The sequence below is a fragment of the Candidatus Marithrix sp. Canyon 246 genome, from assembly GCF_001723685.1.
Classification (GTDB): Bacteria; Pseudomonadota; Gammaproteobacteria; order Beggiatoales; family Beggiatoaceae; genus Marithrix.
In genome coordinates this window covers 42548-54994 of record NZ_MCBX01000039.1, presented here as the reverse complement: position 1 = coordinate 54994, position 12447 = coordinate 42548, and the positions used below count along the sequence as shown (strand labels likewise).

Genomic DNA, 12447 nt, shown 5'->3' with positions numbered 1-12447 from the left:
AGATGTGTATAAGAGACAGATATTGTAGGTTGGGCTGACGAAAGGAAGCCCAACGATTCGTGGAATAATTGTGAAATGTTGGGCTTCCTTCCGTCAGCCCAACCTACAGTATGGTGTATAGCTACAAAATTATTGATATTCTATTAAAATATTATCAATTCTAATAGGAGATTTATCATCTCCATAATCAGGCTTACCATAATATCCAATTCCTAAATAACTAAAATTAGCTAAAACAAAATCAACATTTGTTTTTGAATATATTGAATTTTTTGTTGATAAGTTTACAATTTCAATATCTGCTTTACTATTATCATCTATTTTAAGTTTAATAGTGTACCAAACATTGTTATCAATTCGTGGTGAATAATATTGTTTGCCGCTATTATCATAAATTCCGATTTGTTTTACATAATTATTTCTATAAGCATTATCTATGCTAAATATTGCTTTATTATTTTCAGCACCTAACTCTGTTGGTTCATTTGCATAAAATCTAACACCGGGATATGTTCCCCAATCTTGATTTTCAAATAGAATATCTAATTCTATTGATAATGCTTTATTGCTATCAAATGTTGTAAATTTTGGAGAATATGCCCAATATTTATCATTTAAGTTATCTCTAGTTTCAACTCTATAGTATCCATCAGTTTCATTCCAAGTTGCTTTTCCTGTTGTTGATAAGGAAGTATAATTTGGATTGCTTGTAAAATTTTCGCTATAAATGATATTGGTTTTTTGAATTACAACAATTAATGTCTCACTCTCATTACCCCTATCATCTTTCAAACTAATAGAAAAACTCTTATCCCCAGATTTTCCACTTGTATCAAGTGTAACCTTAACTTTCCCAGTTGAATCAATAGTTTTACCACTATTTTTTCCATTTACAAAAACAGTTGTTCCAACTTTGCCATTAACTTCAATTTCTACAGTGTCATCTTTAGTTGTTGTTGGGATTGTTGTTAAGGTTGGTTTTTGAATTGGTTCTACTGAACTTTCACAACTATCAGTTTTTGTCATATTATCAACATGAAAGATTGGATAAGCTACATGCCGCTGCTTCATGCTGACATCTTTATAATATATGGATTCTCCTTGAATTCCATCACCAAACTTAGCAATAGTAGTAACTTCAAAGCAAGGAATCTTGACTGATCTGGTTTTATGATCATACAAAATATAGCCGCTAGCATCATCTCCATTAAATGTGTTCTTGAAATTGATACTCCAAGGGATTAACTCAAATATTAGCTTGGTTTTTTCCTGTAATTGAACGTCAAAGATTCCTTTATTATCAGTTTCTTTACCAGTGAATTCATCTATAAAAGGAACCAAAACACCTTCCAAAGCTAGTGTTTTGGTTTTGGAATCATAAATGGCTTTTGAAGAAACCTCATCAGCCACAGCATTGCCGCTTAATGCAGCAAATACCAGTATAATATTTATTAGTTTATTTTTGGTCATAAAATTTTATGATGTTAATATGGAAAAACATAAGAAACAATATTTGAAATGGCCTGTTTGTGATAGTATGGGCCATTCATTGGAATTCAAGAGATTATAGTATAAATCTTTTAACATATTTACATAATATTAAGTACAGCGAATTACGTGGATAAACTAATAAGGCGAAAAGATTTTAATTCGTTTATCCACGTAATTCGCTGTACTCATATTAGAATGAAACTATATTTAACTTAATTTGCGCATCAATAATATATGCCCATAACCATTATTATAACCCCGATTACCAGTTTCAAAACTTAAAACCAGCCACCCACCTTCTTCTCCTTCATCATTAGGCGTAGCTGAACAATACCAACCAGAATGAATATTAGGAAAATAACGTTTATTTATTATGCCTTGATCGTTAATTAAAGTTTCTAATTCGGTTATCGTGGGTAAACACCAATCGTTATAAGCAGCTAATTGTATTTGATTAATAGTTTCAACATGTTCAGTTGTATCAGTATAAGTATTTTTGCCATCTTGTAAGCCACTATCATTGGTTTTCATTTCCCACATAAAACCAGTTTCATGATCTATAATCGCCACCCATTGCCTTGCATCTTCAGCTAATATTTGCCCATCAGCGTCTAACTTAGTAAACCGATAGCGGCGTTGATAAATATCAGCTCTTAAATGTTTTAGATCTTCTAATATTGCCGCTAAAGTTTGATTAACTTGTTCTAACTGATTATCTTTCACTTCTGGTTGCGCCTGCAATACTGATAACAATATAGATAAACCCATACCAATAATAGAAGTGATAAAAGCGAATTTTAAACCTTCCAATAAAAAAGGTACACTAGCCACAATATTACTAGTATTAAAATTCACTAAACCTACAACAATACCTATAAAAGTTCCAAAAATACCTATACTAACAATTATTGATTGATAATCAATATGTTCTCCAGTCAAAAATGTCCAATGATCCCTAATTGCTAGCCATAACATGAAACCACCAAAAATAGAAATAATTATTTGATTATCTATTGCCATTCTGCAAACTCCTTTTGAGATTGTTTTAAAATTTGATGTAATTTTTCTTCAGCTTTTGTCACAATTTTAAATTCAACCCGGCGCGATTTATCAGCATTTTCTGATCCATCGGCATTAAATATGCGTTTAGAAAAGGATAAACCATTAGCTTTTAATACTTGTTGTAACCAATTTCGTTGCTGAGTTTGATTGGCAAATAAGGAATAACAATATTTTAATGTAGATAAAGCGCGTTGTTGTGATAATTCGACATTTTTTATATAACGAATATTAATATTGGTACTATTCAACCAGTCACTTGAAGTATGCCCTTCTATTTGAATCGCTTTAATTTCATTACTATAAGTTTGTATAATTTTTATATAACGCGGAAAAAATATATTTAATATAGCTTTAAATTTAACACCTAATTCACTTTTACCAGTTTGAAATAAAACATTAGGCGATTTAAAACGTATAGTATTATCTTTTAAAATTTCAGCATTCCAATTCTTTAAGTCTGGTTTAAATTCGATGGATAAATCATGATGCAAATTTTTACGAGCCTGCTCCGAGATTAAAGCTATTTTAGTCATAGCGTCATTTTGACGCTGCACATTAATCATAAAAGCAATAGCAATAAATAAAAATATCATCATCAAACCTGACATTAAATCAGCAATACTTAAATATTGTTTACTCATATTGTCACCATAAATAAATTAAAAAAATAGTAGTTGGCGGCATTAGTATAATACTAATGTCTTCTGCTTATGCCAAACCACCTCATAAACCCAACCTAGTTGATAATGGCAACCGTTGGACAATCACTGCCTATAATGATGCTTCTCTAGTGCATAGACAAATGGCAACACAAGGTTTGTGCTTTAAATTTGTCAGCAATGTAGGCAGCCATCAACGTTATACTTGGTATTCTGATACATTTCCAGATTGGAATGGCTGGGCAAGCCAAGAAGGCGATCAAATAAAAATGTACGGTGATTATGCTAAAGATGTTGGACATGATGGCATAAACTGGGAAATTGTAACAGAAGATCGTCCAAATACCAAAGCTATGGGTTATGGACATTGGACTGAATGGCGCGAAAACGGTAAGTTTGGAGTCACTATTGTATTTGCCAATGCAAAGTTACAAAGAATTGGTAATTGTAATAAGAAATTTGAAGAATCATCTGCTTTGCCATTAGAAAAATCTGATCCAATGGGTATTGAAACAAGCGAAAAAACTCCAGAAGCTCTCACAACTTCAGTACAATAGGAAACAATTACCATGTTAAAGCAAAAAATAGTATCAATCACAACATCACTAGTAATGTTAAGCGGCTTAGCACTTTCATCACAAAGCTATGCCTCACCACCATATAGCCCAGACTTGGTAACACCAAGTGATCGCTGGAAATTAACTTTATATTGGGATAGATCAGCTACCCATGATCAAATACCCTTTGTGCAACCATACCTTTGCTTTAAAGATCTTGGAGCAGATGATGAACAAGAAGCATATAAATGGGAAGCTTTACCTGCAAACTTAGGATCAGGAACTAGCACTCAGGAAGGTGATCAAATAGTAACTAATGGTAAATTATTTGGTTTTAATTTTGATATGCAATGGGAAATATATACCAGAGACGAAGGGGCAGGGCATATAAGAGCATGGCATCCTAATAATCCTTCAAATGGCTTTACTCTCAACATAACAATGAAAAGAGATGCTAAAAAATGTAAATAATAATTAACAGACCTGACAGGTTTTTAAAACCTGTCAGGTCTAAAGCTATTTATTACGCCATACCTTTACAACACAATCTAAATTATCAATTTTCAATAAAATACCAGTTAGTTCTGTAATATTATTCACTTCTAATTCATATTTTAGATATGCGCGATTCTCAGTTTTATTAGTTTTAGTATTAGTAGCCAAAATATTAATGTTTTCTTGGGAAAACATCTCACTAATCTCACCTAACAAACCGATTTTATCATCAGCAATAACTTCAATATCTACATAAGGTGTTAAATTAATTTCTTGTTTAAATGTATCAGCAATCCGTTTCATTGCAATTTCTCCTCTACCGATAGCAGCTAATAACTCATTAACAGAATCAATATTCAATTGTTCTGCTAAATTATCAATTTTATAATTTTGAATATTTAAGCATTGCAATAAACAATCCAATAATTGTCGCCCATCTAAAATATGTTGCTTATTATCTTGTTTTTTAAACCAATTCCTTATACTATCACGCGCTTCTTTAGTTTTCAAATGGTCGGGTTGTGTCAACCAATAACGTTTAGGACTTTCTTCTTTTATAGTCAAAATATTAACTACATCTCCACTTTTTAAACTATAATTAAGTGGTACCTTTTTATTATTAACTTTCACACCATTACAACGATGACCTAATTTACTATGTAAGGCATAAGCAAAATCTAATGGCTTTGAACCTTGCGGCAAATCAATAACTTGACCTTGCGGTGATAAAACATAAACATTTTCATCAAACATATCTGATTTAAACTGTTCAAGAAAATCATTAACATCACCATCTTCATCATTCCATTGTAAAATGTGTCGTAATCCTGCTAACCTTTGTTCAAAATTATCATTATATTCACTATCACCCTCTTTATAACGCCAATGTGAAGCTACTCCAAATTCTGCATGATTGTGCATTTCATCTGTACGAATTTGTACTTCAAAAATTTTTTTATCAGGACCAATGACTGCTGTATGTAATGATTGATAATTATTGGGTTTCGGATTACTTATATAATCATCAAATTCAGTTGGCAATGGTTGCCATTGTTGATGAACTATTCTTAATGTGGCATAACATTCTGGTATTGTATTCACAATCACACGTACAGCGCGAACATCAAAAACTTCTTGAAAATCAAGTCCTTTTTTCTTCATTTTACGCCATATACTATAAATATGTTTCGGACGACCAGATAGTTCTGCCTTAATACCTGCATTATCCAATGCTAATAATAATTTATCCAGAACTTGTTGAATATATTTTTCTCTATCAACTCGCCTTTCATCCAAAAATTGTGCAATTTCTTTATAATTTTCAGGCTCTAAATAACGTAAAGACCAATCTTCTAATTCCCATTTTATTTGCCACATACCTAGTCGATTGGCAAGTGGTGCAAATAAGTCTAAAGTTTCACGTGCTATACGCCGCTGTTTTTCTACATTGTGATCACGTAAAGCACGCATATTATCTAAACGATCAGCTAATTTAATTAAAATGACTCGCACATCTTCAGCCATAGCTAACAGCATATTGCGCAAACGTTCAGTATCAACTTTATTATGAATAACCTTATGTTTATTATCGTTTAGCTCCTCAATAAATTTCATTTTATCAACGCCATCAACTAACTGACTAACCTTACTACCAAAACGTTGCTCAATTTCATCAAGTAATGTTGGTTGTGTTTCTACAATGTCATGTAAAATGCCAGCAATTAACACATCAGTATTCATACCTAATTGAGCTAAAATATCTGTAACTTTAATTAGGTGATCAATATCAGATTTATGAAATTTTTTAGCAAAATTACAAGCAGTTAAAATTAGTCGTTGTTTGAGGAGATCATCAGTAAGACTTTTCACCCATATTTTAAGTTTTGAATTATCATTTTTGCAGTCTTTTAAGATGGGATTTGTTGTATCAACCATAGAAAGTTTACCAACATGTATAAACCTGACAGGTTTTTAAAACCTGTCAGGTTTTGTAAATATTATATTAATTATTAGCAGCGCGATTAGCAATTAAATCGTCAACTACACTAGGATCAGCTAAAGTAGAGGTATCACCTAAATTCTCAATTTCATTAGCAGCAATTTTACGCAAAATACGACGCATAATTTTACCTGAACGAGTTTTAGGTAAACCGGGTGCCCATTGAATTACATCTGGAGCCGCTATTGGTCCAATTTCTTTACGTACCTGTTTAACTAAAGATTTACGTAATTCATCACTTGGTTCCTGATCAGCCATTAAAGTCACATAAGCATAAATACCTTGACCTTTAATATCATGAGGATAACCTACAACTGCTGCTTCTGCCACCGCTTCATGTAACACTAAAGCACTTTCTACTTCAGCAGTTCCCATACGATGCCCAGAAACATTAATCACATCATCTACACGCCCAGTAATCCAATAATAACCATCTTCATCACGACGCGCCCCATCGCCAGTAAAATAATTACCCGGATAAGTTGAAAAATAAGTATCTATAAAACGTTGATGATCACCAAAAATAGTACGCATTTGACCCGGCCAAGAATCAGTAATAATTAAATTACCATCTACAATCTCCGGTTGAATTCCAAAAAATGGTAGAGTAGCAGAACCCGGTTTTAATTTCATAGCTCCCGGTAAAGGAGATATTAAAATACCACCAGTTTCAGTTTGCCACCAAGTATCAACAATTGGACAACGCCCATTACCAACTACATTATAATACCACTCCCAAGCTTCAGGATTAATAGGTTCTCCGACACTACCTAATACACGCAAACTCTTACGACTAGTAGCTGTAACAGGATCATTACCCTTACTCATCAAAGCACGAATTGCAGTAGGAGCTGTATAGAAAATACTCACTTGATGCTTATCTACAACCTGCCAAAAACGACTAGCGTCAGGATAAGTAGGAACACCTTCAAACATTAAAGTGGTAGCAGCATTAGCAAGTGGACCATAAATAATATAGGAATGACCAGTAATCCAACCTACATCAGCAGTACACCAATAGACATCATTATCCTGATAATCAAAAATATATTTATGAGTAATAGCAGCGTAGAGGAGATAACCGCCGGTTGTATGTAAAACACCTTTAGGTTTACCAGTAGAACCGGAAGTATAAAGAATAAATAATGGATCTTCAGCATCCATTTCTTCAGGAGGACAATCAGCAGAAACTGCTTCTATTTCTTGATGATACCAAATATCACGACCATCTTTCCAAGCATCATGAGATCCAGTATTTTGAACTACAATAACAGAACTTACATCTGGGCAATCATTTAAAGCTTTATCAACATTAGCTTTTAAAGGAACAGCACGCCCACCGCGTTTACCTTCATCAGCAGTTATAACAACTTCACAACCAGAATCTAAAATACGATCCTTCAAAGCCTCTGGAGAAAAACCACCAAATACCACAGAATGAACCGCACCAATACGACTACAAGCCAACATTGCTACAGCGGCTTCAGGAATCATCGGCAAATAAATACAAACTCGATCGCCTTTCTTAACTCCTTGTTGTTTCAGGACATTAGCTAATCTGCAAACTTTTTCATATAAATCACGATAAGTAATTTTTTGATCTACAGCAGGATCATCACCTTCCCATATAATAGCTACTTGATCACCGCGCGTTTCCAGATGACGATCTAAGCAATTATAAGAAACATTTAATTTCGCTCCTTCAAACCAACGAATTTTTCCTTCATCGAAATTACAATCTTGAACTTGATCCCATTCTTTAAACCAAGTCAAAAATGTTTTAGCTTGTTCTGCCCAAAATGTTTCTGGATCAGATATTGACTGATCATACATTTCCTGATATTTTTCATAAGAAATATTTGACACTTTACTTTTCTCCTTTTAATTAAAAGCTCACACAAAGCAATCAGGATATGCAATAATTATTCTAATAATAACATTATATAGTATTTTTTTACATGTATCAAAAACTTTTTATACTGCACATCTGCTTTATAAGTTTAACAGTAAATGCTGATAATTCAACAGAAATCAAAAAATCATTAGAATTAACAAGTCTTAGTGATTGGCATTTATTACATCGTCAACTAGATAAAGCCAAATATTACTCAAAGCAAAGTATTGACTTAGCCTGTAAGGTTTCACAACCACTTGCCTGCGCAACTGCATTAAATAATCAAGCCAATATCCTTGCTATTGAAGGGTATTATACAGACGCTATTAAAATATATCAACAAAGTTTAACATTAGCCACTAATTCACCTGTACTTTATGCTACAATCCTAGCTAATATTTTACAAATACAAACAACTACAGAAGTTACATTCAATCAAGTATTATCACATATGCAAGCCTTGCCAAATAGTAAGGAAAAAATATTTGGACTACTAAAACTAGCTTATATAGCTATAGAAACCTCAAGCGAACAAGCCTACAAGATATTACAAACAGTAAAAAAAATAGCACCAGATAACGCTTATATGAAAGGATACTTAGGAAAATTATATGAAAAAAATCACAGATACCAAGAAGCAGAATATCTAACCAGACAAGCAATATTTTTAAGCGACTCAGCACCAGAGATGTTGTATCTATGGCAATCGCAACTAGGGAGATTACGTAATAAACAACATGACTTAATGGGCGCGATTAAAGCATACCAACAAGCAGTAAAACACTTACAAAATATACGTCAAGCAATATTAGGAGGCTATCGAAATCCACCACAACCACGGTATGAAAATACCGATGCTGTTTATTTTGACTTAGCTGATTTATGGTTACAATATGCGCGTACAAATCCTAATAAGCGTCAAGCGGCACTAGAAAAAGCCAGACAAATATTAGAACTATTAAAAACCGTAGAATTAGAAAATTATTTTAAAGATGACTGTGTTACCACACTAAAACCCATCAGCATAGATAACAATACAGCAGTATTATATCCAATGATATTTAGAGATCGCGTAGAATTATTACTAAATTTTTCAGATAACAAAATACAACAATTTACAATCACAACTCCCCAAGCAAACCAAAAGCATCTGCGTCAATTAGTTAATAACTTTCAAGAACAATTAAGAAACCCTAATAGTAACTATCGTCGATTACTAATTAATGCTCAAACACTATATGACATACTGATTAAAAAAACAGTAGCAGAACTAAAAAAACACCACATTACAACTTTAATTATAATTCCAGACATGTTATTACGTACCATTCCATTTGCCGCCTTACATGATGGCAATAATTTCTTAATATCTAAATACGCCCTTGCAATAACACCGGGATTAACTCTAACAGATACTCCTAAAAAACTAAAACTAAAAAATATCAACATGCTAATGGCAGGATTATCTAAATCAGTACAAGGCTTTGCACCATTACCCAATGCTTTAAATACAATTAAAGCCATAGAAAAACAACAACTTTGCCCTAATATTCCATACACTTCTCTAACCAATCAAATATTTACCACAAAAAATATTAACAACCAACTTAACAAAAAAGATTATAAAATTGTCTATTTTGCAACACATGGAAAATTTGAACCCAATTCAAATCGAAGTTTTTTATTAACATATGATCAAAAACTGAACTTAAATGAATTGGAGCAATTAATTAAATTAAACAATGATCAACCAATAGAATTACTAATTCTTAGTGCCTGTGAAACAGCAGTCGGTGATACACAAGCCGCTTTAGGTTTAGCAGGAATTGCGATCAAAGCCGGTGCCAGAAGTGCTATCGCAAGTTTATGGCAAGTTAGTGAAACATCAACTAGTAAATTAATGACAGCTTTTTATAAACAAATTTGTAATAATACTTATATTTCTAAAGCATTATCCTTTGCTAAAGCACAAACAACTTTAATGACTCAATACAAACATCCATATTACTGGGCTGGTTTTTTATTAATTGGAAATTGGAATTAAAATGCGTATTTTTATTGCCATAATATTATTAACTATAACTACTATATCACTCGCTAATACTGAAACAGAAGCATCAGAAAGTACACACTTTATTATACTCATTGATGATTCTAAGACACTTAAAACTCATACCAATAGAATGATTCAAAGTCTGCCAGCAATTTTATTTGATGGTGTTCACAAAAAACAAGGCGTAGGTAGCAGACTACCTACATATAAACCTAAAATTGATTATATATCCTTAGTTTTCTTTGGAATAAATAAAAAATCATCTAAACAATGTCAAGCTCAACATTCATTCTCAGTCTTACCTGAAGATCTGTTTTATTGGCAAAAAGTTGCTAATAGAAATTTTACCAAATCCAGATTTCGCCAATTTTTGAAAAAAACCTTAAAAAAACCATGCCGTTTTAAAAGTTTTACTGCCCCAGTTTTTACCGCAGAATCTCTAATTATTTCCTCTGTGCAAAATCAAGCTGATTTAGCTTTTTCTGCCTCCAGAACCTTCGTATTATTATTAAGTAATGAACGTTATAAAACGGAAAAAAGCCCTAGAAAAGAATTATCTTCTTTTCTATATAAAAGAATGAAAGACAAACAAAAAGTACTAAAATTAATAAAACCAATCAGAAAAACTTTTAATTTAAGAAAATCTAAAAATGATATTTTTACATTGCGTAATAGTGTACGTAATCGTTTTTTACGAGGAGGGCGTAAGGAAAATGAACATATACTTGGAAAGGCGTTTCCCTTAACATTTAGAATCACAGAATTTGATTCTCCATTTCAAGCAGAACTTAATTCTTATATTGATATGCCTAAACAAGTTCAATTAGAACCTTTAGCAATTTCTTCTGAAAAATTACGTATGATTCCTGTAACAGAATCAATAATTACAGTAAAAAAATCCAAAGCATTAGATCATTACAAAATGGAAATTAAATTCATTGATGATAAAGGAAAATTATTTCCACCTGAACAATCTTCATTAAAAACAATAATCTACTTTGATAAATGTAAGTCTTGCATAAAACAAAGCACAGGTATTCAGCTACCTGTATTTAAAGAAATTCGCCCTGAACTTCTAACTATTCCTGTTGAATCTTCAATCAAACTAAATTCGATGTTGTTTCAAATTTCATTTCATGAAACACGCGATATTACTAAATCAAACATCATAAAAACTGCATGGCAGAAAATTAAAATTAGCGATGCTCCTGTATTCACAATTGCTGCAAATAATATTTTTCCTGCCATGACATTGAATAATCAACAATTAGTAAATCAATGGATAAAAAGTGATGTAAATGGATTAACTCAAACTGTTGCAAAAAAACGTATAGAAGCGACTAGAGTCTTTTGGATACAATCTATATATATATTAATAATAATAATCTTTATAATTACAATTATATATGTATTAATATATTATACCCAATATCCATTTCAACCTATATTAAAATGGAATCAAAAAGACGATGTAGAACTTGACCAAAAACCAATAGCACCTACTTGTTTAGGTAAAATAACTTTAGAAAATACAGGTAAATTTATATGGCCTCTTTCTTTAATCATGGTCAGACAACCCCATCATAAAGCCACAATATCACTTTTATATAAAAAATTATCTGATTATGGAATAATTGTTAATAAAGGAGTTATTGCTTTAGGCTTTGCTCAAGAAACACGTTCACAAAGTTTAAGATTAGTACGTGATATAAAACAAAAAATTACACACAATCGTTCAATTTATGTATATTTTGATACTAATGTCATTAGTGAAATTAATGATTTCAATTCAGAACGTCCAATTAAAGCATGGATTGAAATCTGTTGGGGTAAAAACCAATCAGTACGCCAAGAAATTGAATTCAATATTAAAACTAGTAAAAAAATCTAATTTATGTTAAAATTGAAATTATCTATTGTAACTCTAGCTAGTGGTTTAGCTTTTTATTTTTATCAAGGATCATTAGCGACACAAGCTGCTTTATATGGTGGTTGTATTGTAATATTTAATGTGTGGTTTACAAATCGTAGAATGCGAGCTGCCGACGAAATTGCTAAAATAGCACCGGGTAAAGAAGTTACCGTATTTTATGTTGCCGCGATTCAACGGTTTATTTATACATTAGGATTCTTTATATTAGGTATGGGGGGCTTGCTTAAACTACCTCCCGTACCTATGATAACCACGTTTACTATTGTCTATTTAACTTATCTCATAATATCTAAGGAGTAGAAAC

General features: G+C 32.0%; 10 protein-coding genes. 5 read left to right on the top strand and 5 right to left on the bottom strand.

Going from position 1 to position 12447, the window contains the following annotated elements:
- Positions 1 to 129 precede the first annotated feature (129 nt).
- The 3 genes from BHU68_RS14500 to BHU68_RS14490 form a co-directional block, all read right to left on the bottom strand.
- Positions 130 to 1470, bottom strand: a complete 1341-nt coding sequence (locus BHU68_RS14500) for a hypothetical protein (protein WP_069473104.1) — start codon at positions 1468 to 1470, stop codon at positions 130 to 132.
- 228 nt (positions 1471 to 1698) lie between these two features.
- Entirely contained in the window at positions 1699 to 2511 is an 813-nt protein-coding gene (locus BHU68_RS14495) for an Lcl C-terminal domain-containing protein (RefSeq protein ID WP_069471473.1), read from the bottom strand.
- Positions 2502 to 3194, bottom strand: coding sequence for an OmpA/MotB family protein (locus BHU68_RS14490; RefSeq protein ID WP_069471472.1), 693 nt, complete (start codon positions 3192 to 3194; stop codon positions 2502 to 2504). The genes BHU68_RS14495 and BHU68_RS14490 overlap by 10 nt, the downstream gene beginning before the upstream one ends.
- Positions 3195 to 3250: 56 nt before the next feature.
- On the opposite strand from BHU68_RS14490, the gene BHU68_RS14485 reads away from it, so the two are divergent.
- Together BHU68_RS14485 and BHU68_RS14480 are read left to right on the top strand one after the other, a co-directional pair.
- A complete protein-coding gene (locus BHU68_RS14485; RefSeq protein WP_069471471.1) occupies positions 3251 to 3769 on the top strand; it encodes a hypothetical protein in 519 nt (172 codons plus the stop codon).
- A 12-nt stretch (positions 3770 to 3781) separates the two neighbouring features.
- Complete coding sequence (locus BHU68_RS14480) at positions 3782 to 4240, top strand: hypothetical protein (protein ID WP_069471470.1); 459 nt, start codon at positions 3782 to 3784, stop codon at positions 4238 to 4240.
- Between the two features lie 45 nt (positions 4241 to 4285).
- Here the strand turns inward: BHU68_RS14480 and BHU68_RS14475 are convergent, their stop codons facing one another.
- The gene (locus tag BHU68_RS14475) at positions 4286 to 6199 is read right to left on the bottom strand and encodes a RelA/SpoT family protein (RefSeq protein ID WP_069471469.1); all 1914 of its coding nucleotides are present in this window, start codon (positions 6197 to 6199) and stop codon (positions 4286 to 4288) included.
- 67 nt (positions 6200 to 6266) lie between these two features.
- Positions 6267 to 8129: an acetate--CoA ligase gene (gene acs, locus BHU68_RS14470; protein WP_069471468.1), complete on the bottom strand. Its 1863-nt coding sequence runs from the start codon at positions 8127 to 8129 to the stop codon at positions 6267 to 6269.
- Positions 8130 to 8221: 92 nt separating this feature from the next.
- On the opposite strand from acs, the gene BHU68_RS14465 reads away from it, so the two are divergent.
- Genes BHU68_RS14465 through BHU68_RS14455 form a run of 3 tightly spaced genes read left to right on the top strand, consistent with a single transcriptional unit; the run spans position 8222 to position 12443 of the window.
- Complete coding sequence (locus BHU68_RS14465) at positions 8222 to 10201, top strand: CHAT domain-containing protein (RefSeq protein ID WP_069471467.1); 1980 nt, start codon at positions 8222 to 8224, stop codon at positions 10199 to 10201.
- A gap of 1 nt (position 10202) precedes the next feature.
- Positions 10203 to 12101 (top strand): hypothetical protein, encoded by a 1899-nt coding sequence (locus tag BHU68_RS14460; protein ID WP_141698824.1) that lies wholly within the window; start codon positions 10203 to 10205, stop codon positions 12099 to 12101.
- A gap of 3 nt (positions 12102 to 12104) precedes the next feature.
- The gene (locus tag BHU68_RS14455; RefSeq protein ID WP_069471465.1) at positions 12105 to 12443 is read left to right on the top strand and encodes an ATP synthase subunit I; all 339 of its coding nucleotides are present in this window, start codon (positions 12105 to 12107) and stop codon (positions 12441 to 12443) included.
- The last annotated feature ends 4 nt before the right edge of the window (positions 12444 to 12447 follow it).

Bases quoted from the DNA above. Each gene is read 5' to 3' on its own strand.
- BHU68_RS14465 (WP_069471467.1), top strand. From the start codon at position 8,222: ATGTATCAAAAACTTTTTATACTGCACATCTGCTTTATAAGTTTAACA.
- BHU68_RS14490 (WP_069471472.1), bottom strand. From the start codon at position 3,194: ATGAGTAAACAATATTTAAGTATTGCTGATTTAATGTCAGGTTTGATG.
- BHU68_RS14460 (WP_141698824.1), top strand. From the start codon at position 10,203: ATGCGTATTTTTATTGCCATAATATTATTAACTATAACTACTATATCA.
- BHU68_RS14455 (WP_069471465.1), top strand. From the start codon at position 12,105: ATGTTAAAATTGAAATTATCTATTGTAACTCTAGCTAGTGGTTTAGCT.
- BHU68_RS14485 (WP_069471471.1), top strand. From the start codon at position 3,251: ATGTCTTCTGCTTATGCCAAACCACCTCATAAACCCAACCTAGTTGAT.
- BHU68_RS14480 (WP_069471470.1), top strand. From the start codon at position 3,782: ATGTTAAAGCAAAAAATAGTATCAATCACAACATCACTAGTAATGTTA.
- BHU68_RS14495 (WP_069471473.1), bottom strand. From the start codon at position 2,511: ATGGCAATAGATAATCAAATAATTATTTCTATTTTTGGTGGTTTCATG.
- BHU68_RS14500 (WP_069473104.1), bottom strand. From the start codon at position 1,470: ATGACCAAAAATAAACTAATAAATATTATACTGGTATTTGCTGCATTA.
- BHU68_RS14475 (WP_069471469.1), bottom strand. From the start codon at position 6,199: ATGGTTGATACAACAAATCCCATCTTAAAAGACTGCAAAAATGATAAT.